This window comes from Rhodanobacter sp. MP7CTX1, from assembly GCF_014205795.1.
Lineage (GTDB): Bacteria > Pseudomonadota > Gammaproteobacteria > Xanthomonadales > Rhodanobacteraceae > Rhodanobacter.
The window spans coordinates 1-23,079 of the sequence record NZ_JACHCN010000006.1 but is presented as its reverse complement, the minus strand read 5'-3'; the positions used below and the strand labels follow the sequence as shown (position 1 = coordinate 23,079).

The 23,079-nt window shown below is 57.9% G+C and carries 13 protein-coding genes and 2 pseudogenes; 6 read left to right on the top strand and 9 right to left on the bottom strand.

Annotated features, from left to right (window positions below):
- Window positions 1–333: 333 nt before the first annotated feature.
- From HDE77_RS09480 to HDE77_RS09455, 6 genes and pseudogenes are all read right to left on the bottom strand, one after another.
- Window positions 334–1,419 carry a thioredoxin family protein gene (locus tag HDE77_RS09480; protein ID WP_255482624.1) on the bottom strand — a complete coding sequence of 362 codons (1,086 nt, stop codon included), beginning with the start codon at window positions 1,417–1,419 and terminating at the stop codon, window positions 334–336.
- A gap of 294 nt (window positions 1,420–1,713) precedes the next feature.
- Complete coding sequence (locus HDE77_RS09475) at window positions 1,714–1,902, bottom strand: DUF2007 domain-containing protein (protein ID WP_184417079.1); 189 nt, start codon at window positions 1,900–1,902, stop codon at window positions 1,714–1,716.
- 37 nt (window positions 1,903–1,939) lie between these two features.
- Window positions 1,940–3,244, bottom strand: a complete 1,305-nt coding sequence (locus HDE77_RS09470) for an epoxide hydrolase family protein (RefSeq protein ID WP_184417077.1) — start codon at window positions 3,242–3,244, stop codon at window positions 1,940–1,942.
- Window positions 3,245–3,330: 86 nt separating this feature from the next.
- Window positions 3,331–3,747, bottom strand: coding sequence for an organic hydroperoxide resistance protein (locus tag HDE77_RS09465; RefSeq protein ID WP_184417075.1), 417 nt, complete (start codon window positions 3,745–3,747; stop codon window positions 3,331–3,333).
- Window positions 3,748–4,170: 423 nt separating this feature from the next.
- Window positions 4,171–4,425 (bottom strand): annotated as a pseudogene (locus HDE77_RS09460) (IS5/IS1182 family transposase); the annotation flags it as partial.
- Window positions 4,420–4,563, bottom strand: a pseudogene (locus HDE77_RS09455) (transposase); the annotation flags it as partial. The pseudogenes HDE77_RS09460 and HDE77_RS09455, both read right to left, overlap by 6 nt.
- A gap of 100 nt (window positions 4,564–4,663) precedes the next feature.
- Here HDE77_RS09455 and HDE77_RS09450 point away from each other — a divergent pair.
- The 3 genes from HDE77_RS09450 to HDE77_RS09440 all read left to right on the top strand — a co-directional run bounded on the left by HDE77_RS09450 (window position 4,664) and on the right by HDE77_RS09440 (window position 8,517).
- Window positions 4,664–5,781 (top strand): IS3 family transposase gene (locus HDE77_RS09450; RefSeq protein ID WP_184417073.1). Its coding sequence is split into 2 segments (ribosomal slippage): window positions 4,664–4,916 and window positions 4,916–5,781, totalling 1,119 coding nucleotides; the frame shifts between segments, so codons are not numbered across the junction.
- A 377-nt stretch (window positions 5,782–6,158) separates the two neighbouring features.
- A complete protein-coding gene (locus tag HDE77_RS09445) occupies window positions 6,159–7,115 on the top strand; it encodes an IS5 family transposase (RefSeq protein ID WP_184417071.1) in 957 nt (318 codons plus the stop codon).
- 673 nt (window positions 7,116–7,788) lie between these two features.
- Window positions 7,789–8,517, top strand: coding sequence for a response regulator transcription factor (locus HDE77_RS09440; RefSeq protein WP_255482623.1), 729 nt, complete (start codon window positions 7,789–7,791; stop codon window positions 8,515–8,517).
- On the opposite strand, the gene HDE77_RS09435 is transcribed toward HDE77_RS09440, so the two are convergent.
- A complete protein-coding gene (locus HDE77_RS09435; protein WP_184417069.1) occupies window positions 8,496–10,340 on the bottom strand; it encodes an ATP-binding protein in 1,845 nt (614 codons plus the stop codon). The two genes, HDE77_RS09440 and HDE77_RS09435, sit on opposite strands and share 22 nt — an antisense overlap.
- Window positions 10,341–11,257: 917 nt before the next feature.
- Here HDE77_RS09435 and HDE77_RS09430 point away from each other — a divergent pair.
- A complete protein-coding gene (locus HDE77_RS09430) occupies window positions 11,258–12,436 on the top strand; it encodes a PAS domain S-box protein (protein ID WP_184417067.1) in 1,179 nt (392 codons plus the stop codon).
- A 309-nt stretch (window positions 12,437–12,745) separates the two neighbouring features.
- Here the strand turns inward: HDE77_RS09430 and HDE77_RS09425 are convergent, their stop codons facing one another.
- Window positions 12,746–16,003 carry a protease pro-enzyme activation domain-containing protein gene (locus HDE77_RS09425; protein WP_184417065.1) on the bottom strand — a complete coding sequence of 1,086 codons (3,258 nt, stop codon included), beginning with the start codon at window positions 16,001–16,003 and terminating at the stop codon, window positions 12,746–12,748.
- Window positions 16,004–16,767: 764 nt separating this feature from the next.
- Between HDE77_RS09425 and HDE77_RS09420 the strand changes: the two genes are divergently transcribed.
- Both HDE77_RS09420 and HDE77_RS09415 read left to right on the top strand, forming a co-directional pair.
- Entirely contained in the window at window positions 16,768–20,109 is a 3,342-nt protein-coding gene (locus HDE77_RS09420; RefSeq protein WP_184417064.1) for a protease pro-enzyme activation domain-containing protein, read from the top strand.
- 312 nt (window positions 20,110–20,421) lie between these two features.
- Complete coding sequence (locus HDE77_RS09415; RefSeq protein ID WP_184417062.1) at window positions 20,422–20,562, top strand: hypothetical protein; 141 nt, start codon at window positions 20,422–20,424, stop codon at window positions 20,560–20,562.
- Window positions 20,563–20,938: 376 nt separating this feature from the next.
- Here the strand turns inward: HDE77_RS09415 and HDE77_RS09410 are convergent, their stop codons facing one another.
- Window positions 20,939–21,994, bottom strand: a complete 1,056-nt coding sequence (locus HDE77_RS09410) for an alpha/beta hydrolase (protein WP_184417060.1) — start codon at window positions 21,992–21,994, stop codon at window positions 20,939–20,941.
- Window positions 21,995–23,079 lie beyond the last annotated feature (1,085 nt).

Genomic DNA, 23,079 nt, shown 5'->3' with positions numbered 1-23,079 from the left:
TTCCACTTGCCGGTGAAGCTGTACTGGCTACCGCGCCTGAGCCGCTCTACCGTTTGGGGTGGTGCACTTCAGAATTGAATTCGCCAGGCATGCATGAAGCTACGAACGGTGCAGCGAGCGATGATCACGACGATGGATAAGGTGCGCCCCTGATTCGGAAAGCACTTTGTCAGTGACAGATCAGGGCCATTGTGCGTAACAGGGGGCATATCGAGTAAAGACCTTTTCGTGATTTTTCACGTTGGCCTGACGACAGGCGAAGCAGGCTCTGTGCTGTGCCTCGTCAGCCTACTTCCCATTGGGGTAATCGGGCGATCATCTTTCAGTGAAAAATTAGCCGAACGTGAAGGCAAACGTCTCTACGCCTGGATCGATAAACTCGATCTCGAACTGTCGATCTACAATGGGTTTCGGTTGCCGAATCAGCTGATACATGCGCTGCTCGGTCAGCGTGCCGTTGCCTTGGGCGTCAACGTCCGTGCCGTGTGCAGCGCCCGGTGGCTTTCCGTCGATGAGAACCCGAAATCGCAGGGGCCTCCCTCGCGCCACCGGTCCCATCACGAGATGCAGATCGCGGGCATGAAAGCGGTACACGATGCGCCCACCCGCCTCGTTCAGCACTGTGGCCTGTTTGCCCATCGTCCAGTCGCCTGAAAGAGCCCAGTGGTCCAGTTCCAGCTGTGCGGGAGCTGTATAGACGCGGTGCGAATCCGATGCAGCACCCTCAGGAGACACAAAGTTCTCGGTGCGCTCATATCCCACGTAGTTTTCCTGAGAGTGCAAGTCGTCCCAGTCGGCGGCAGCTTCAGCACCAGTTGCATCAACCGAGGCCAATGCGTGATCGATGCTCTTGGCGCCAGCCTCGGCTAGCAATTGTTGAATGATCAGTTCCGACTGTTCGTAGTGACCTTCGCCGAATTGCTGATGTCGGACATGCCCCTGTGCATCGACGAAATAGAGCGCTGGCCAGTATTGGTTGTCGAATGCGTTCCATATCGCATGGTTGTTGTCGATCGCGATAGGGTAGGCGACCTTCACGTCTTTAAGCGCTTGACGAACGTTATCGACGTTTTCCTCAAAGCCGAACTCCGGCGCGTGCACACCGATCACAACCAGCCCCTGATCCCTGTATTTCTTGGCCCACGCGCGGACATAAGGAAGTTGGCGCAGTGAATTGATGCAGGAATAGGTCCAGAAGTTGACGAGGACGACTTTCCCGCGCAAGCCGGCTGCCGTTAGCGGTGGCGAATTGAGCCATTCCGTGGCACTACCAAGAGAAGGTAAATCGCCTTGAATGGGCAGTTGAATCTCCGCAGGCGTCGTCGATTGCAGCATGCCTCTATCCTCGGCATGGGCCACGACCAGGGCACCGATGGCGCTGATAAGTATCGTGAACAGCAAGCGCTGGTTTTTTTTCATGATGATTGCCTTCCACTGATATAGGTTAGCTCGCCGCATTTCTCCATGCGAGCGTCGTCGGACGTAACTAAGCTGATGCGCTCCCGTGTACTGGCATGCGGCGTCACACGGATGAAGATCATCGGGATGAGGCTGCCCTTACAGGCGACCTTCGCTTGACGGCAAGCTGCGATCGATGATCGCAGCTTGCCGTCAAAGCAAAATATCGCTTAGGGAACGATCTTTATCGAACATCAGCGTTGTGTTTCGCACAGCCTCGATCAATAGTCCGTCACACGAACAATGAGAGAGACCTCATGCACTGTCGAGCAATTTCTGCGCCGCCTTCGCGCAGTCCCCAGGTACTAGGAGTTGCACGCCAGACGCGCCACCCTCCACGCCCACATCAATACCGACGATCATCGAGGGAATGCCTGCGTGTTCCAGCGATAGTTTGGCCAGTTCCGCTTTGAGTTGCGTCGTGTAGGTCTTGATGGTTTTCATAGGCTCGTGGCTGTGCGTAGGCATATGCGCGTTATTATCAACGTAGTGACTTGAACGCCGCACGCATTTCTTCAGTGAAAAGCTGTGGCTGCTCCCAGGCGGCGAAGTGGCCGCCCTTGCCAACTTCATGGTAGTAGTACAGTGATGGATAGGCCTGCCGTGACCAGCTTTCCGGCGCGCGGTAGATCTCATGCGGGAACACCGAGATGGCCACCGGCACTTTGATCTGATTGGTCTTCTGCGCAGCGGCGCTGAAGTTGTTGTTGTTGTTTTCCCAATAGAAGCGCGATGCAGAGGCACCGATGTTGGTGAACCAATACAGCGAGATGTCGTCGAGTATGTCGTCGCGACTGATCTCGCGTTCGGGGTGGCCGTCGCTGTCAGTCCACTCGGCGATCTTTTCGTACGTAAAGGCAGCCAGGCCACTGGGCGAATCGGCGAGCGAGTAGCCGATGGTCTGCGGACGAGTCACCATCATTCCGCCGTAGGCTGCGTTTCTTCCGAAGAAAGTACTAAGGGTGTTGTATGCCAGCAGCTCCGAGGCGCTCAGCCCGGCAGGCGCCGGAGTGCCGCTGTTGATGCCCTGCACCAGGTTTGCGGGAATGGTGGCCGGCATGGTGATATCGATACCGAGCAGTCCAGCCGGGGCCTGGCGCGCCATAGCGTCAGAGATGACCGAGCCGTGGTCGCCGCCTTGGGCCACGTAACGGGCGTAACCCAGGCGCTTCATAAGAACGTCCCAAGCTCGCGCGACGCGGTCCGGATTCCAACCGAGTTCGGTCGGCTTGCCCGAGAAGCCATAGCCAGGGATAGCGGGGATCACAACGTCGAAGGCGTCCTGCGCCCGTCCGCCGTAGGCGACTGGGTCAGTGAGTGGACCTATCACCTTCAGGAGCTCGATCGGCGAGCCGGGCCAGCCGTGGGTGAGGATCAGCGGTAGCGCGTTCGGTTCGCGCGATCGCACATGGATGAACTGGATGTCCACTCCATCGATTTTGGTTATGAACTCCGGCAGCGCATTCAACTTCGCCTCGCCTTTGCGCCAGTCGTAGCCCTTGCCCCAGTACTGCACCAGCGCCTGCATCTCCGCCAGCGTGATGCCCTGGGTTTCGTCATTAACCGTTTCCTTGTCGGGCCAACGCGTCGCCGCAATGCGCCTGTGCAAGTCATCCAGCTTCGCTTGCGGCACATGGATGTGGAACGGGCGGATAGCGGTGTCGTCGGTTGTCGCTGCGAGTAGCTTCTCTGGCAAAAACCCCACGACGCCAGCAATCGCTATGGTTACGATGGCCGCGGCAGCAAACAAGGTTCGCTGAGGGGGGCATATCGATGTTTTGGACATGATCGTTCCTGTTATTTAGAAGCAAGTTTGGTGTTAGCGCGCCCTACCTGATAGGCCCAGGCCGGAGGCACCGAGGTAGGCCCAGCTCAAACCACGTTAATTACAACGTTGACATTGCCGCTTATGGCTTTGGAATACGGACATGCTTGGTGCGCCGCATTCGCCAGGTCCAGGGCCACTTCGCGCTCCAAACCCGGTAGGCTGACATTCAGGCGAGCCTGAAGAAAGTAAGCGCCGTCGGTCAGGCAAAGGTCCACTTCCGCGTCGATAGCCAGGTCAGCCGGTAGAGTCACCTTCATTTTTTTTGCCGCAATCCCCATCGCCCCTTCGAAGCAAGCTGACCAACCAGCGGCGAACAGCTGCTCCGGATTAGTACCGATACCAGCGGTGCCGGGAGATGACAGCTTGATGTCTAAGCGGCCATCAGAGCTTCGAGAGACGCCGTCCCGGCCGCCAGCGGTGTGCGTTTTGGCTGTGTACAGCACGTTTTTGATTTCGGTCATCGCGCGGGTTCCTTTGTGTCCTACTAAACAGGGATTCGGCCGAGAATCATGGAAGCCCAGGGACGGATCATTAACGTTGCATCCCCTGAACCGATAGCGCTATTTAGATGGCGCCATGTATCGTCCATATGTGCTAATCAGGATGAATTTGTAAGCGAAGCGCAGGATCGACGCGACGGATACAGTTGGATACAAACAAAAATGTCCAATGCAACAACAAAGTGATTGGACCCGCGTCGTTGCTTATACGTAGACCGGAGGTAATGGATGCCTGGGTTCTTTTCAAAGCTCTTCGGCAAAGCGCAACCTTCAATTCCCTTGTCGTCTGCTGGTCTAACCCAGCTCCGCGGCGGATCGAAGCGCGAAACAGGAAGAAGGGAGCCACCGACTGAGCTCGATTGGTCTTCTGCCGAATACATACCGCTTGCGCTTGCGCTGGGAGAGGCCATAGCCCTCGGTCGCAGCGATGTCGTCAGGCATGGCCGAGCGACGGTTACTCGTGTTCTGTGCCACATGGGGAATGACCTTCAGTTCATGCAACGCCTGCACAAACTCGGCAGCGTCATAGCCCTTGTCCGCGCCCACCGTGACCTGCGCGCCTTCGGCGGCCGCTTGCACAGCATCGTTGATCATCACCTTGGCCGCTTCGCGTTCGGCAAAACCGTCAGCCTGCGTCATCCCGCCGAACTTGCTGCGCCACAGGTAGTACGAGGCCTCGCTGAAGCCGTGCCGGCGGCACAGCTCCTTCACCGGCATGCCGGCTTCCGCTTCACGCAGGAAGCCTATGATCTGTTCTTCGGTAAACCGCTTCTTCACGTCCAATCTCCTTGGGTTGATGACCTCCTCCCTGCCAGTTGTAGCGTTTGGAAGTAGAGTTTTTCGGTAAAACCGCCCCTCCCGAGGAGACTGTTTTGCCATGAAGAAAACCAAGTACACCGAAGAACAGATTGCTTTCGCCCTGCGCCAAGCCGAGAGCGGTACGAGTGTCGCTGACGTTTGCCGAAAAATGGGAATCTGTGAAGCGACCTATTTCAACTGCAAGAAGAAGTACGGTGGCCTCGGCGTGTCCGAGCTCCGACGCCTCCGGCAGCTGGAAGAGGAAAATCGCAAGCTTAAACAGCTGGTCGCGGATCTCAGCCTAGATAAAGCCATGTTGCAGGATGTTCTGCAAAAAAAGCTCTGAGGCCGGCCCAGCGCAAAGCGCTGGCCGGCAAGCTTCAGCACACCTACGGCATAAGCATTCGTCGCTCATGTTCGCTCATGCGGCTGTCGTTGACGGGTTGGTACTACCGACACACTCGTCTGCTTCTCGACGCTCCGCTACTCACACGAATGCGCGAGATCGCTGAAGTTCGCGTTCGCTACGGAGCGCGCCGCATACACATCTTGCTTCGTCGCGAGGGATGGGCTGTGAATCACAAACGGGTACATCGAATTTACGTGCAAGCAGGGCTTAGCCTGCGTTCCAAGAGACCCCGCCGGCGTAAAGCGGCAGCGACACGGCTTGATCGGCCCGTGCTGACGGGGCCGAACCAGTTATGGAGCATGGACTTTGTTTCCGATGCACTGTTCGACGGTCGCCGCTTTCGCGCACTGACGATCGTCGACAACTTCACACGAGAATGCCTGGCTATCGACGTCGCTCCCAGTCTGCGCGGCGAGGACGTGGTGACCGCGCTGGAAGGCCTGCGGCAATGTCGCGACCAGCCGTGTCGTATACAGGTCGACAACGGTCCTGAATTTATCTCGATGGCATTGGACCGCTACGCGTACGAGCACGGCATCACGCTCGACTACTCTCGCCCTGGCAAGCCAACGGACAACCCTTTCATCGAGTCTTTCAATGGCTCGCTTCGCGACGAATGTCTGAACACGCACTGGTTTCTGACACTTGCGGATGCCAAGGAAAAGATTGAATCTTGGAGGGCGGACTATAATGATTTCCGCCCACATTCATCGCTGGCAGATATCCCGCCAGCGCAGTTCGCGAAGGCCTTTTGCAAGACTCCCAAACCACCGATAGCTCTACTTTAAGGTGCTACGTATTTGGGGATGGGGTCATTGAGGGATTGGACTCCAAATCGCTGTGCTACTCAAAACCGGGGGCACGTCGCCGTTCTCCAAAGTGTGTACCTTGGCTACAAACTTTGGAGTTCTGTCCAAATATGCGTGTCGGCGATACCTAAGGATGCTCTGATCTATTCCACGCCTCAGGCATCATTGCGACCAGTCTCCAGGAAACGCCTCTCTCCATGAAATGGCGTTCGTTTGCGGCGTTGAGTTTCGAGTCGAAGGAGCCGACGTGGCGCGAGCGGTCCCTAAGGATGCTCTGATCTATTCCTCGCCTCAGGCATCATAGCGACCAGTCTCCAGGAAGCGCCCCCCCCACGAAACAGCGTTCGTTTGCGTCGTTGAGTTTCGAGTCGAAGAAGAAGCCGACGCGGCGCGAGCGGTTCCTGGGCGATATGGACAAGGTGGTGCCGTGGGAAGCACTGCTGGCGTTGATCGAACCCAGCTATCCGAGGTCGGGGCGTCGTGGCCGCCCACCGATGCCCGCCGCGACGATGCTGCGGATCCACTTCATGCAGCAGTGGTACGCGTTGAGCGATCCGGCGATGGAGGATGCGCTGTACGAGATCGAATCGATGCGTCGCTTCGCCGGGCTGGAATTGAACGAAGACGCGATCCCGGACGAGACGACGATCCTGAAGTTTCGACGTTTCCTGGAGCAGCACGGTCTGGCGGCGGAGATCCTTGACACGGTCAATGCGCACTTGGGCCAGCAGGGGCTGTTGCTGCGTCAGGGCACGATCGTGGATGCCACGATTATCCAGGCACCGTCCTCGACCAAGAATCGCGACCGGCAGCGTGACCCGGACATGCGCCAGACCCGGAAGGGTCAGCAGTGGTACTTCGGCATGAAGGCGCATATCGGGGTGGATGTGGAATCCGGGCTCGTACATACGGTAACCACGACGCCGGCCAACGTGGGCGACGTGACCGAAGTGGACAAGCTACTGCATGGTCAGGAGAAGACTGTGTCTGCCGACGCCGGCTATCAAGGCGCTGAGAAACGAGCGCCCAAGCGTGGCCGCACTTGGCATATCGCGGCCAAGCGCGGCAGCGTCAGGGCGATGCCGGAGGGTGAACTGAAGGAGGTCACGAAGTATGTGGAATACCTCAAGGCAGCGGGACGTTCCAAGGTGGAACACCCGTTCCGCGTGATCAAGCGGCAGTTCGGCTATCAAAAGGTGCGCTTCCGGGGCCTGCTTAAGAACACGGCGCAAGTGCTGACGTTGTTCGCGCTCTCGAACCTGTGGATGGCGCGACGAACCTTGCTGGCTTCTGCAAGTGAGGTGCGTCTGTGAGGCGGGAAATGGCTTGATCAGAAGCAGATCAGCGGCCCTGCCATAAGAAACGGCCGGTCAAATCGTCATTTTGGCGCAGCCATGCCGAAGTTTCTGCACGGCATATGGACGGCCGTTTCAGCCTCAATAGATCAGGGCATCCTTAGAGGCTCGCACGTTGTCTTGAGTGTGTCCACAAAGGCATCGATTTGTATCGATCTGTATCAACAAATACCGTCTGCCGGAGAAGCAACACATCGACTCGATCTCGTACAACGCATCCTCCATGGCCGAGATCGTCAACAGGATCTCCTCGATAAAGCACTGGATTCCATCGAAGGCGTGAGCCAGCGATCATCGAAATGAGCAAACCTCGCCTCCACTTCTGCGGTTCTCACTTGAATGTCGCCTCAAAATCACGACGAAACAATCCGTGCGCAAGGTGGCACCGATATCAAGTAGTTGCACGCCCTCGCAGGTAAAAAAATACCCGTTCCCTCGGCCACCTGATGACGTTAGTCTAGTTAGTCGGTCCAGCATTGGTGTCACCAACCTCGCGTATCGACCTGACTCTCAAACCTTGATGCTCATTGGCGTGCGTGATCGAGAGTCGAGCATTAGGTTCGGCTAACCCAGCAGTTCAGTCATATGAAATCAGTACGGAAGGGGCGCCCTGCCTCGGGGTTCATGCATCATGATTGCACCAATCGATTTATCCCAGCCAGCCGAAATGCTCAAGCCCCTGTGCGTTCTTCTGCTGGAAGACGATGAGTTGTTGCGCGATCGCGTTCTCGTGCCCCGACTGCGACAGTTTGGCTTTGAGGTCACAGCAATCGGCTGCGTCGCCGAACTGACGATGGTGCTGGATAAGAAGAGGCCGGATATTGTATTGCTGGATATTGGCCTTCCAGAAAGCGACGGTTTCGAAGTGGCTCGCAGTCTGCGTGCCGAACTTCCCGAAACAGGCATCGTGATGCTGACCGGGCGGTCGGAAAATATTGATCGTGTGCGAGGCCTGAGCGAAGGGGCCGACGCCTATCTCGCCAAACCGGTCGACATCGATGTCCTGGTTGCGACCTTGTACAGCGTTGCGCGCCGACTTATGCCTGCCAGGGCTTCTGCTTCAATCCACCAACCCTGGCGTCTCGATTCGGATGGCTGGCTGCTGATTTCTCCCGCGGGTGTTCGTGTAAAGCTAAGTAAGACAGAGAGACGTTTGCTTGCAGTGCTCATGCAAAATCCGGATCGAGTCATATCGCGCGGCGCCCTCATTGCCCTCCTGACCGACAACGCTCTAGCCTTCGATCCCCATCGGCTCGACTCGCTGATCCATCGCCTGCGTAGAAAGACCCTCGCGACCGCCGGTGAACCGTTGCCTCTCGATGCCATTCACGGTGCGGGTTACCTGTTGGCGATGAGCTGATTCTGCGTTACGTCATCTACGACCTCATCGACGCCTTGGCCGCGCCGCGCCGCCGTGCGGACACGTGCGAGCAGCACGCTGGGAGCAAATGGTTTGAGCAACCGCTCGCTAAACGCATCGGCGAGCCCGTGGGACGAGCCGTCGGTCTCGTGATAGGCGGAAATGAGGATCGCCGGCACTGTAGGCAACTGCAGACGTAGTTTGCGCAGCAACGTGCTGCCATCCGTATCGGGCATACGGTGATCGCAGATCAGCACATCCGGTGGCGTGGTCATCTGCTGAAGCACGCGCCCAGCTTCGGCACCGCTGGCCGCCTCGCTGACTTCGCAGCCACCGCTTTCCAACGCCGAGCTGAGCACGCCGCGCAGATCATCGTCGTCATCGATCAGCATCACGCGAATGCGCTCTCCTGGCAGTGGCAACACTGCGCCCGCCATGCTGCCGGCGGTCATCGGCAAAAGAATATCAAAGGTCGTACCGTTGCCAGGCGAGCTGTCCACGGCGATAGTGCCGCCTGCGCGTCGAACCAGGCCGTAAACGACGCTAAGCCCCAGACCGGTGCCGCTTCCGGTGGGCTTGGTCGTGAAGAACGGCTCGAACAAATGTTGCCTGACTTCAGCGGACATGCCCAAGCCGGTGTCCTGAATGGTCAGCGCGACGTTCGACGAATCGTCTTGAGCCAGCGATAGCGTAAACGTGCCGCCATCAGGCATCGCGTCGCGGGCGTTGGAGGTGAGATTGAGCAGTGCCAGCTCAAACTGGCTGCGGTCGAAGTGGATGGACAGTGGCGTCGGTGGCGTGTTGATGGTCAGATCAACGTTGGTCGGCAACAACTTCCGCAAGAGTGGTCTCAGTTCGCGCAATGTCTCGGCCGCATCGAAGGTTTCCGTATGGGTGATATCGCGGCGACTGAAGTTCAGAAGCTTGCGACAGACAGCGGCGCCGCGGCGGGCCGCAAGCTCGACACCGTCCAGCGCATCGGCCAAGGCCTGCGAATCCTGGTTGGGCACGTAGTCGCCCCGCTCCACCCGATCACGCTCCATCGTGAAGCCCAGAATGATGCCCAGCACATTGTTGATGTCGTGCGCGATGCCGCTGGCGAGCTTGCCAACGGCGTCCATCTTCTGGGCGTGCAGCAGTTGCTCCTGGGTGCGTTCGCGCTCGGCAATCTCCAACTGCAGCTGCTGCCGATGGGCATTGGATTCGGTCAGGCTCTCGCGTAGTGCATTGATACTGCGGTCCAGGATGATGGTGATCAGCAAGTAGCCGACTGCGGAAATCGGCAGCGCCGCGAAACCCTCCAGGACTTCCCTCAGCATGAGGCCGGCGTGGAACAGCCGGTCCGTCACCATGCTCATCGCGAAGATCAGTATTTCGGTGAAGTACGTCATCCACAATGCGCGCCGTCCGAGCATCAAGCCGCTCAAGGCCAGGATCTTGACCATTGTCAAATTGGCGCCCATCGCCTGATAACCGAAGGCGGCATAGGCCAGCGCAGCGGAACCAAGCAGCACGGCCAGGTATTGCGTGACGGCGGGCCGGAACTTGCCCTTACGGATCAGGTACAGCCCAAACCAAGCCGCGACGGTCATCGCCAGGTCCGTCCCCAGATCGACACCGATAGCCAGAGTGGGTCCGGGGCGGGCTTTGTCGTAAAAGCCTTTTTGCAGAAAGGGCCAGTCAAATACCAGCAAATAAATCTTGTTCAGAGGGGTCCGCAAGCCCTCGAACAACAGCAGCCATTGCATGAAAACGGCATTGCGCCGATCGACGGGATCGGCGACGTGAACCTGGTTGATTCGCGCTAAAAGGCGCTGAAACATCGTGCTTCCCTTGTCAGGCACAGGTGGTTTTGCAAGCGCCACTCAAATGGCCCTTTTCCCCGCTCTCACGGTGAGAGTGAGGGATGGATGCCTCGTGGGTACCGCTTAGCTATGCCAGCTCGAGCAGACGGTGAGTTTTCAATGATCTTATTGACATTTTTCTGTGCGTGACGAACGCGACGCAACATGGATACCGTCATCGGGCTAGCCCATTTATTCGCAGGACCGAGAGAGACGCGGTAGCTGGCTGGCCAAAGAACAGCATCATTCCAGAAACAGTAGTCCTATGGGCAGATTCCATGTCAAAAAGCAGAATCGGACCATGGTCCACAGGAGCAGCTTTGGTCTTCGCTTCGTCGTTGCCGCTAAGTGCGCACGCGGCAAGCACCCAGGCGGCCAACTACTATCCAAACTATGCGCCAGACACGGCCCGGATCCTCGACGCCGTCGACAACCGCAAGCTGGTGACGGTGAGGTCGGGCATCGCTGCCCGGGCCTCAGCATCTGTCGAAAGGCCCATGCCGATCATTCGAGGAAACGCAAAGAGGCGCCTCCTGCAAAGGGCGGTGACCGTGCTTCATGGTATGGATGGCTGTATCGAAAATGCGTGGTGACAACGCCATACCGCTCAAAGGCGTTTATCGACAGCTTTCTTAAGATCTTGTGCAATGCAATCGATCAACTTGATATCTCAAGTGATGAATTGTATTGGCCGATAACGCCTCATCAGATAGTTCCCCGACCATCGTTGGTGGGCATGATTGAGACGCGCAGCCGCCATTTTTAAAACGCGCGAGTCAGATCGCTTATAGCGCGCAGCGCCAATCGAATGGAGAACCCTCGGCCCGCCGAGTGCTTCCATCGCTCTCCTGCGATCACGTGCCACTACCCCTTCACTTAGATCTTGTATGACTGACATGAGTAAGTTGGACCTCTTTCCATTTCTAGGCAGCTCCAAAACCGGCAAACTGATTCGAGCCTTCGACTGGAAGAAGACCTCGCTGGGGGAGCTAAGTCAGTGGCCTGCATGTCTGCGGGCTGCCACGTCACTGATCCTGCGTTCCGATGTGCCGATGACCATCCAGTGGGGAATCCAGGGCTGGCTGCTCTACAACGATGCCTACTGCAATATCGCCGGTGCTCGTCATCCCGGTTTGCTTGGTCAGACGGTTCACGATAGCTGGTCGGAAATTGCCGATTTCAGAGCGCTGGTGGTGAAGCAGGTGCTCGACGGAAACACGGTCAATTACCGTGACAAACATATGGTCTTGCTACGCAATGGCGAGTTTGAAGACATCTGGCTCGACATCAACTACAGCCCGCTCGTCAATGAAACCGGGACTCCCGTCGGCGTGCTGACGATCCTCAATAACGCCACTGAGCGATTTCAAGCCGAACAGCGCCTGCGCTTTGCCCAGGAGGCTGGCAGGGTGGGCACGTTTGAATGGTATCCAGACTCCGGTCGCCTTGAAGGTTCCGACCAATATCGGCGCGTATGGGGCGTGAGTGCCGATGTGGTCCTCACAGATACTCTGTTGATCAGTCTTGTGCACCCTGATGACCAGCACGCGTTGAGGCCGCAGCCCTCCGGGCCACCCAATCCCATCGCTTATCTGGAGTTCCGGCGGGTTGATCCGGTAACCGGCGAAATCCGATGGATCGCGCGCCGCGGTGAAGCGATCTTGCTGGACGGCGGTGTCCGCCGTTATGTCGGTATCGTCATGGACATTACCGACCGTAAAAAGTCGGAGCAGGCCTTGGCTCAGAGCGAGGCCCGACGGCGCCAGTGGATTGAACAGATGGACATCAAACAGATTCGACATCGTAATGTCCGCACTCTGGTTAGGGGACTCGAGCGTGATGCAAGTCGTGGCAGAAAGCGCACCGGCGGTTTGGTCATGCTGGCCGAGATGCTCGGCAAGTCGGCAGCCCAAGTCAGCCGTTTCGCGGCCGAAAAGCCCAGCACGCACATCGGGGATCGGATCGCTCGCGAAATTGAACAGGCTTTCGGCAAAGAACGCGGATGGATGGACCATGTGCAGTGGAGCGCCAAAATGGACTGCACTGAATCTGCCGAGACGCTAGCTCCCGCCTAACCCGCCCCATGTGGACCAAAATGAATCGGACAAGCCACGCGCTTGAGTGATTCGGAACATGAGAACGCGAGGCTGGGCCGCACGCTGTCGAACTCGATCATCGGCGACCGGATCGCGGTGTTGACCGACGAGGGCGCGCGTAGTCCTGAAGGTGGCGCACTAAATCTCGGACGTGATCGACGCGATGGCCCTCCAGCAGGACTTATCACGCAAGCCCGTCAAACAAATGGGCCGCTGACGAACAAGGCCGGGCATCGCTGCCCGGCCCCGATTCAAACCCTCAAGTCATCCTGTCGGGTTTCGGCTGTATTAGGGACTCGACACAAACGTAGAGCCCTGCAGGCGATTGACTTGCACCAGTGCGCCAGCCGGTATCACCAGCGGATTGCCCAAAGGATCGGCCACCCGTAGCGACTGAAAGCCGTTGCCGGCGCTCTGCCACTCGTAGGCATCGCCGGCCTTGCCCATCCACAGAATGTCGGCCAAGCCGTCATTGTTGTAGTCAGCAATACTGGCCATCGTGTAGCCCGGCGACACCCCGCGGATTTCCTGATCGGTCACGGCGAAGCCATCCATCAGCCACCATGCCATCTGGTTCGTCGAGGGATTGGTCCAGATCAGATCCGTTTTGCCATCGCCATTGATATCGCCCGCACCGAACAAGCTGAAGTCAGCCGGATGGTCGGCGATTCGATGAGCAATAAAACCACCGTTCTGATTGTTGATCCACACGTAGACACTGTTGTTGCTGGTGCTGGTCCACACGATGTCGGTATAGCCGTCGCCATTAACATCAGCCAGGGTCGGCACGTAACCCTGCGCCACGGTAGTCAACGTAGAGATGGTTTGGGCAATGACGTTGTAGTTAGCGTCGAGACCCAGTTTCCACCAGCCGAACTGAGAGGTTTTGGCGTTGAACCAGAACAGTTGTTGCTGACCGCTGCTGTCGTTCACACCTGATCCAATCAACTGCCAGCCAGCCGCATAGGCAGGGCCGACGGCGGTGGCGTTCGGGAAGAAACCACCGGTTCCTTCGGACATCCAGATGTAGAGACGATTGTCCGCTCCCGTCCACGCGAGTTCGTTTGATTGCAGGCCCAAGGCTGCCCACTGGGGAACGAGGTTGCCCACAGCGCCGATTGAGTAACCCTTGGCGATCGACGTTGTCGGATAGTTTGACGAAATCACACTGCCCACCATGTCGATCGGCGTCAATATTCCCTTGATAGGATCGACCAGGGCGATATCGCTGAACCCAGAGGCCTGGAATACGCTACCCAGGAAATCGTATGGCGCAGAGTAGCCAGGGTGTAGAGGTTGCAGGTACTTTTGCACGGCCGCTACCAGATTCGCCACATTGACGCTGCCCAGGCCCGTGGCCATGTTATAGCCTGCATTGGATTGCCAGGCCGGCAGCAAGATCGATGAGTTGTTGGTGCTGCCCATCGTCACACCAACCGAATCGCCAACGCCCGATTGGCAATTGAGGCTACCTTCGAGGCAAGGCTCAACGATACCGCCTACCCCGACGTTATTGAACACGCATTGGCTGCCGATATTCGCACCATTGGACGAGTTGCAGCTGGTCAGCAAGGCCGTGCTCGGTGAACCATTCGTACCGTATTCCGTCGTAGCGATATGGTACAAGGCCGGCGATATAAGACCATTGGGGCCGCCCGTGGCCTGATTGATCAAGGCCTGTATACCCGCCATGGCGGGCGCCGCGAACGAAGTACCGCCCGCGCTGTTGTAAAAGACATCGTCAGGGTTGCTGTAATCGCAGGCAGTACCGCCTTCGTTCGTATCCGACATGCAGTAGACCAGCGCGTGTCCATACAGGCCGTTTGCCGCAAAGAGCGAAACGTCGGGCAACGTGCGGGAGCTGTAATTCACCGAGCCGTAGACGCCAAGCTGCCATGCGGGCTGCGGACTGTCCATGCTTGCGCCACCGCCGCCGCCGATGACCGTGAGGAAGGACAATCCCGCAGAGCTGTTACAGGCTGTGAGGCCGTCAGAGAAGCCCATCAAGGTATAGAGCTGGCTGCTAGCGCAGGAGTCGTTCCAGGTTTGCTCCGGGATATAGCCAATAGCCGACTGGCCCAGCGCCAGATTGGTTGGCGTCCAATACTGGTTGTAGTTCTTAAAGTCGTTGAAATCGGTTCCACCAACAGCGATGTCCCAAATAGAGGAGGCCATGCCGTTGACTGCCGAGCCGTAGATGGCGCCATAGTACGGCTGACCTTGAGCGCAAGCCGCTGCACCGCCATCGCCCGAAGCCACGAATACGGTGATGCCCTGGGCCGCTGCCCCGGACCACAAGATGTTCGCAAAGCCGGTGTCACCGGCGTCCTCGAGTTCGCAGGCGCCGTAGCTCAGGCTCCAGATGGACGCCGGTGGCAAGCCGGGTAAGCCATTTGTCCCCGAATCCTCCAATGCAATTGCCGCCTGAAATGCTCCGAAATCGTTGCTGGTATCGGCGCAAGAGGCGAGCACAATGTTGGCATCCGGAGCAGCGGCACCGGCCCACTCGGCATCGAGCGCGGCTTCGCTTTCGTCTCCGTTGATGCCGGGATCGGTGCAGGGAACGTCACCACCCGCCGTCGGGTGAACGATGGTGAAGCTGCCTTGTGCATCCCCTGGCAGGAATGCTGCGCGAAACGCAGCAATGTCCGCAGGATTCACATCGGTGCGTTCCAGCACCACGATCGTCTGACCCGCGCCGCGCTTGGGTGTGCCTTGATTCCACAATGGGTTGACGTTGTAGATTTGGTTGAAATCAGCCGGCGCCACGTCATAGCTCGTATCGGGATCGACCGAGCCACCGGGTACCGTCAATTGTGGCGTCGCGCCAGCCACCCTGGATACGGTGTGCCACTTCCCAGTCGTTTTGTTCCGGTTGACTACGCCGACGTCGACATGCATTGGCTTCGGAAAGAAGTTGCCCAACGAAGCCACGCGATCCACCACCGGCGCCAGTGCTGCGGGAATCTGTTGTGCGGTCGGATTGCCGAAATGCGATTCGCCATTCTCGTTGAAGGTGTGTAGCTGCACGTGGAAGGCCTGATTGACGGCCCCCGTCGTGCCTGAAAAGGAGATGGTCATGCCATCTGCGCTGATCTGCTTGACGCTCAGCCCCTGCGAGGTTAGCCACTGCGTCACCTTGGCAAGATCAGCCGACGACGGACCGAACATCGTGCCGACTTGCTTGGCTGTCAGCCAATGATGGAAGTACGGCGAGTTCGGGCTGGTCAGCTCGTTGAGGTAGCTGGTGAATTGAGCCTGCTTCTCGGCACTGCGCTTGAGTAGCAGCGTCATATTTCCGAGCTGCTTCGTGACCAACAAGGCGCCGCTGTCATACTTGGCCAGACCCTGGCTGAGCTCGCTGCCTTTCACCGCGACCAACGCAGAGTTGTCGATGGATGTGATGATGCGTGCTGTGTCCGGCGCGAAGTTCGGGTAATAGCCCGGCGCTTGCTGGGCCGCGCTTGCGGCATCTGTTGCGAGTGGGAGTATTCCACCCATGAGCAGACCCGCCATGGCGAGCCAGGCGTTTGATTTGCGTATCATGTTTTCCCCATCTTTCAAGAAGAAGTTTCAGATAAATGCATACGTATAACGGCGGCTACGTGTCATTTGTGCGCAGGCCGTTATTTAAAATGTTCCACCATTAACTTCTTTGCAAGTTGCGTCGCACCATATGGACGTCCATATGATTTACTGTTATATGAAAAGACCATGTGCATGGTGTTTTTTATCAATACGCCAACGATCTAAATAATGAATATCTCTGTGAGATGTGCAAAATACGTAGATGAGAATTCCGTTAGCTTAGTCATTAATCGTCATGTGAATCGCTTTTGTTGTTTGCGTGCGAACATTAAGGTGAGGTTTTCAAGGAATTAGCACTAACATTTCACGCAATCCGCGTCGATATTTGGCTTGTCTGGAATTTGGTGATTCGGCGGCTAACGGACAGCAATCGGCCATCTGTTTGGATAGCAATGTAGGCGATCAGCCCAGCTTGGGGCGTAGTGGAAAAACCTATTTCAAGACTATCCATACTCAGTGTGGCTGCACAACGGGTTGAAAGTCTGTGCTCATCGGCTTGGCTGACGATATATTGGTGAGAGCTGCGTGACTAACCAGTGAGTGACTTACTAATGATCGCTGCCTATCATAAAAATATCGTATTCGTCGTGTAGGCGACTTGATGACCCATAAGCGCGTCAGTGACGGCGGCAAGGAATTCTTGAAGTAAGCGTTCCGCTTTTAATGGTTGACCCAATGGCTGGGTAGACACTCTAATTCTCTATTCTGGGGAGAGAACAAACATGTCGTTTTCTTGTCGTGGCGGCTTGCTCGCCACAGGTTTCCTGTTGCTTTGCGTTGGGGTGCCGTTGGGCGCGCACGCGGCCGCCGCGTCGGCTATACCAGCCTTCGCTCCGGATACGGCGCGGATCATCGAGGCGGTCGACAATAGCCGCCTGGTCACCGTGCAAGGCAGCCGGCCGCTGCGGACGCTGACCGCGACCGATGCCGGCGTGCTGCCGGATAGCAAGCCGATCCGCAACATGAGCCTGGTGCTAAAGCGCAGCGCGGACAAGCAGGGCCGCTTCGACGCGTACGTCAACCAGCTGCACAACCCTGCCTCGCCGAACTATCACAAGTGGCTGACGGCCAAGCAGGTCGGCAGCATGTTTGGTCCGGCGCAATCGGACGTCGACCAGGTGACGACATGGCTGAGCTCACAGGGCCTGACCGTAAATCGCGTTTATCCCTCGGGCACGATGATCAGTTTCTCTGGCACGCCTTCCGTGGTGAGCCGCGCCTTTCATACCCAAATGCACAGCTTCAAGACCAACGGCGAGTCGCACTTCGCCAACGTAAGCGAGCAGCAGATCCCGGCCGCGCTCGCCCCGGTGGTGAAGGGCGTCGCCTCGCTGGACAATTTTTTCCCGAAACCGCAATACCGCAATGTCGGTGTGGTCAGCAAGGACAAGCAGAGCGGGAAGTGGAAGCAGGTGTCCACCAGCCCAGGCTTCACTGTGCCACCAGGCGGCCTTCCGCAGGACGCCCAAACGGCCTATGACGTGGTTCCGGCGGACTTCAACAAGATCTATAACGTCGAGCCGTTGTGGGCCAAGCCCACGCCGATCCGCGGCGCCGGTCAGACGGTCGCGGTGCTGGAGCGCACCGATGTGCAACCGGCCGATATTGCAACGTTCCGTAGTGCGTTCCTGCCGGCTGATGCCCAAGGCGTCGTCAGCTACGTGAATCCGCCGAGCGAACTTGCGAGTCCGCCCGTGGACGTGCCAGGGATTCAGGACGACACGACCTGCTCGGATCCGGGCCTGAACGGCGACGAGCCCGAGGCGGCACTGGATGCCGAATGGATCGGCGCGGCAGCGCCGGACGCCAACATCCTCTTCGCCTCGTGCGACGACAGCAACAGCCCGGAATTCGGTCCGTTCACCGCGGCGATCAACTTGCTCAACAGCCCAGACGGCACCCCACCTCCACCGGTGTTCAGCCTCAGCTACGGCGAATGCGAAGTCTTCAGTACGACCGACGTGGTCGGTTCCGTCGGCGATCTCTGGGAGCTGGCCGCGTCCGAAGGCGTCACGGTGTTTGTGGCTTCGGGTGACGCCGGCTCGGCCGGTTGCGATCAGAATCAAAGTGCAGCGTCGTTCGGCATCAACGTCAACGCGATGTCCTCCACGCCATGGAACGTTTCCGTGGGCGGCACCGACTTCGACGATTTTGGCAAGCAGAGTAACTATTGGACGTCGACCAACCTGCCCGGTGGCCTGTCGGCGATCGGCTATATTCCGGAGCAGACCTGGAACGACTCCTGCGCCAGCAGTAAGCTCGATGCGGTGTTGAAACTCAGCGACGGAGTGACCGCGTGCAACACGGCGGCCGGCCAGGAGTTCATGAATACGGCAGGCGGTAGCGGTGGTCCCAGCATCCTTTGGACGCAGCCTTCCTGGCAGACCGGCATCTACGGTGTGCCGACCAACGCCACCCGTGTGCAGCCGGATCTGGCCCTGTTTGCGGCCAATGGTCTGTACGGTCATGCGCTGGTGTACTGCATGTCCGATCCGAACGCTGGCGGCACAACCTGCGATTACAGCAATCCGGACAACGTGCTGTACAACAGTGCCGGTGGCACGTCCTTCGCCGCACCTGCCATGGCGGGCATCCAGGCGCTGATCAACCAGGCAACCGGTCAGAGCAACGGTCTGATCACGCCGGCGCTGTATGACTTCGCCTCAAAGGAATACGGCACCAACGAGTCGCCGAATCTGGCCTCGTTGAATGCGTGCAATTCATCCAGCGGCGCGGCGATCGGCAGCACCTGCGTGTTCAACGACGTCACCCAGGGTGACAACAATGAGCCCTGTTATGCAGGCACCTCCGACTGCTACTCGGGTGCGCTGGGTAATCATTTCGGCGTCGTGAGCCATGGCGGCGATGTCACGCTCGCACCGGCATGGCAGACGAACGTAGGCTACGACTATGCAACCGGCCTGGGCAGCATCAACGCGGCCAACCTGGTCAACGCGATGGTCAAATACAACCAGGCGGCCAAGCGTGGGTATGCGGCACCGGGCGACTACCTGTCCTCGTACTTTCCGGGCACCGATGGGCATAGCGATATCGCCGTGGTCGATCCCGTGCAGGGCATCTTCACCGACATCGCCATGAAAGGCAGCATCGCGGTACGCACCGGGACACAGACGATTGCGAAGGGCTACACGATCGGCGCCCTCAGCTTCTTTTATCCGCACATCGACAATCCCGGTGGCACCGAATCGTCGCTGGCTTTGACGGCCTTCAATCTGGCCAGCCTTGCCTGGACCGGCCCGGACAATCAGCTCTATGTGTGGCTCTCCGATGGCGATGGTGGCAAGACTGGTTACCTGCGGCATGCGGTCGGCAGTCCCTATCCGGCGGGCTGGACACTCGTGGGTGCAGGCGACTTCAATGGGCCAGACGGCACGGGTGTCACTAGGTCTGACTTGCTCTGGCGAAACGACAGCACCGGTCAGATCGGCTGGTGGCAGCTGAACGTAGGCCTCGACTTCCGGCAGCATGCGGCTGAAATCAATTTCTCCAATAACGTCTCGCCGATTATGAGTGCCGCATCCGGCTACGTGCCCACCATCGTGGACGTCAACGGTGACGGCTACGCCGATATCGTGTGGACCAACCCTAACAACAACAGCGTCTATGTCTGGATCAACAACCAGGCAGGTGACTTCGTACGCCATCAGATCGCCGACCATCCGCCGGGTTTCACCCTGTACGGTGCCGGCGATATCAATGGCGACGGCAAGACCGACCTGATCTGGACCAACCCGACCACGAACCAGATGAGCTGGTGGATCATGAATGGCTTCAATGTGGTCGATCAGCAAACCCGCAGCGTGGCTCCAGGCTATACGATGTCCAGCATCGCCGACTACGACGGCGACGGCCTGGCCGACATCCTGTGGGTTGGCCCGGCCGGCGACGTGTATGAGTGGCAGAGCAACGGTAGCGGCTTCCAGTCGTTCCGCGTTACTGACACCACCGGCGCGCCGATCGTGATCCCGGCCGGTGCGAAGGTGCAGCCCATTCGTCTGCAAGGCACGGCAGCTTCGGGCGGCGTAGCCCCTCCTGCGCAGTAAAGCCTCTTACGACCCCATAGCGATGCTTGATGGGTCGTGGTACTGAAACAAGGCCGGGCAGCGATGCCCGGCCTTGTTCTTACCGCGGACTTTGCCGACTCTCCTCAAATCAGTGCTGAGCTAAATTCGGGGTCGTGCCGACGCTGCATTCAAAACGAGGCGACCATGCATTGGCGCCCTTCTGAACATCGAAAGTTGCTCTCATGGCGATCGCAGTGGTACCGCAATCAGCCGGTAAACTCTGTTCGCGCAACGCAGCAAATACCTAAAGCATCAACAATGCCATCGTCCAATCGATCTCCATTGGGCCTTTTGTCCAATACCACGATCGCCATGCAGGTGACGGCCAATGGCGTGACGATGGGTTTCGACGGAGCCGGCGGCTACCTCGAAATGAACGTGTACAAACCACCGATCATTTTCAACATCACCCCCCATCACGATCACTGGTGATGGTTGCGTGGACTTCCGAACCCACTCACCCTACGGGCCAAAACTGCGCACTACGTCTAGTGTGGTGTCTCACAAATAAGTTTAAATAAGTTTAGCAGCGGCACGTGCTACGGAAGTAAGGATGGCATCGGCGCTTTTGCGCCAGACGAAGGGTGTTCCTTGGACTCCCTTTGATCTCCAGGGGTTGGCATTCGAGCGGCGACAAGAATGAGGTCTTGTCACCAGATTCTCTGAACTCAGCGAAATTCGCTTTTCGATTCGAAGCGGATACAGCGAGCGCGAGGACTGTCTGTACCAAACACACCCAAATCCCTAATGGGAGATGGGTGGTACTGGGACTATGGCTTATAGCTGTTCGAAGACTTCTCCATTTTGATCAAAAACGGTCGACGTCGACGACAGCTTGGGCAAAGGCCTGCGGAGCTTCCTGGGGCAGATTGTGACCGACGCCACCGGTTAGATCCCGATGCTCATATTTGCCGGAGAACTTCGCGCGGTACGCGGCAGCGGGCGCGTGGATTGCGCCGTTGGCGTCGCCTTCCATGGTGATCGTGGGCACGGTGATGGGAGAAAGTGCAGCCAGCCGCTTTTCCAGATCGTCATATTGCCGCTCGCCGTCGGCCAGGCCAAGCCGCCAGCGATAGTCGTGCATCACGATGTCAACGTGGTCCGGGTTTTTGAAGGACGCCGCTGTGCGCTCGTACGTAGCATCGTCGAAATTCCACTTTGGCGAAGCCTGATGCCAGATGAACTTATTGAACTGGCCGAGGTATTTCTCATAGCCGGCCTTGCCGACCGGGGTAGCGAAATAGTATTGGTACCAAAACAGGAACGCAGGTTCGGGTGGCAACGGCGCCTGGTTGCCCGCCGGGCTGCTGATCAGATAGCCGCTGACGGAAACGATTCCCCTGCACCGTTCCGGCCAGAGGGTTGCCATGACGTCCGCCGTGCGCGCGCCCCAGTCAAAGCCGGCGACGGTTGCTGTCTGGATCTTGAGCGCATCCATCAACGCGATGATGTCGAGGCCGACTGCGGATTGCTGAGCATTGCGGAGTGTGTCGCTTGCCAGGAAGCGCGTCGTGCCGTAGCCGCGAAAATACGGGACGATAACGCGATAGCCCTTGGACGCCAGCAGTGGCGCAACGTCGACGAAGCTGTGTATGTCGTAGGGCCATCCGTGCAACAGAATAACCGCAGGGCCGTCCGCCGGACCGTCTTCTGCGTACCCCACATTCAGCAGTCCTGCGTTGATCTGCTTGATTGAGGCAAACGAGGTGTTCGTTCCCGGCTTGATGGCTGGCACATTGGCTGGTGACGTTGCCATGGCGGAGCTCGCCACTGCAGAACCCAATGTGATGAATGGAGCCGCGGCCATCGTCATAACGGCAGCGCCCAAGAAGTTGCGTCGTTGCGGATCGGTTTCGTTGGACATGACATCTCCTAATCGAAATTGGCGCATCTTGAAAAGATACGCTGACGTGGCCCAGCTCAGTGGGCAAACCGAGTAATGACGAAGTCGTGATCTTTCCCCAAGGCCTGGTGGCAAGCGAAGCAGGTTTAGCAGGCTGCTGAAATACTGTTTGACAGGTCCAAGAAAATTGATACGCGACCATAGAAGCAGGCGCAAGTGATTGATAGTTCGTTCACCTGGCCGCTGAAATGGCGAAGAAAACACCAATTTCGGAGCGAAGAGACAGTATTTCAGCAGCCTGCTAGAGGATGATGGTATCGCCGGAAGCGGTCACGGCACGCCGCACCCATGCATAGCGCGGCCCGATAAATGCGCTGCATGGAAGGCTCCTTCTGCCTGAAAATAGAGTGGGATTTACCGTGGGGTATAGTCCACTTGAGGCAACGATGCAATGGATTAGTTTGGCGATCGACTCAGGTGCAATATCCTGCCCATCCTTTGGGACACTATCAACGCTGACTTTGCCCGCGAATACGTATCCGTTGCCGGGCGGATTCAACTACGAAGGAGAACCCGAAGCCTTGGGATGCGACGGCTGGTTTACGGCACGGGTGACCACCTGCGGCGAGCTCGACCAGGCCATCAAGAAGGCGGAGAGTGGGGGTGGCGGGGCGTATATATCGAAGTTGTGACGGAACGCTGCGTCGTCGCCCTTGTCGTAGAAGCTCCATGCATCACTCGACACGCTCTACTCGTAGTCGCATAAAAAGTTTCCATGACGCGCGCGGCTCGTCCCGCGCGCGCATGTTTCGATCCCCAGGCTGCCTTGGAGTGTCTTCTGTCCATCTCAAGCCATACCGATTGCGTGGGCGCGGGTAGCCTTAAGGATGCTCTGATCTATTGAGGCTGAAACGGCCGTCCATATGCCGTGCGGAAACTTCGGCATGGCTGCGCCAAAATGACGATTTGACCGGCCGTTTCTTATGGCAGGGCCGCTGATCTGCTTCTGATCAAGCCATTTCCCGCCTCACAGACGCACCTCACTTGCAGAAGCCAGCAAGGTTCGTCGCGCCATCCACAGGTTCGAGAGCGCGAACAACGTCAGC

Coding starts and splice junctions, on each gene's coding strand:
- HDE77_RS09420 (WP_184417064.1), top strand. CDS start 16,768: ATGTCGTTTTCTTGTCGTGGCGGCTTGCTCGCCACAGGTTTCCTGTTG.
- HDE77_RS09430 (WP_184417067.1), top strand. CDS start 11,258: ATGAGTAAGTTGGACCTCTTTCCATTTCTAGGCAGCTCCAAAACCGGC.
- HDE77_RS09425 (WP_184417065.1), bottom strand. CDS start 16,003: ATGATACGCAAATCAAACGCCTGGCTCGCCATGGCGGGTCTGCTCATG.
- HDE77_RS09470 (WP_184417077.1), bottom strand. CDS start 3,244: ATGTCCAAAACATCGATATGCCCCCCTCAGCGAACCTTGTTTGCTGCC.
- HDE77_RS09435 (WP_184417069.1), bottom strand. CDS start 10,340: ATGTTTCAGCGCCTTTTAGCGCGAATCAACCAGGTTCACGTCGCCGAT.
- HDE77_RS09480 (WP_255482624.1), bottom strand. CDS start 1,419: ATGAAAAAAAACCAGCGCTTGCTGTTCACGATACTTATCAGCGCCATC.
- HDE77_RS09410 (WP_184417060.1), bottom strand. CDS start 21,994: ATGTCCAACGAAACCGATCCGCAACGACGCAACTTCTTGGGCGCTGCC.
- HDE77_RS09475 (WP_184417079.1), bottom strand. CDS start 1,902: ATGAAAACCATCAAGACCTACACGACGCAACTCAAAGCGGAACTGGCC.
- HDE77_RS09465 (WP_184417075.1), bottom strand. CDS start 3,747: ATGACCGAAATCAAAAACGTGCTGTACACAGCCAAAACGCACACCGCT.
- HDE77_RS09440 (WP_255482623.1), top strand. CDS start 7,789: ATGATTGCACCAATCGATTTATCCCAGCCAGCCGAAATGCTCAAGCCC.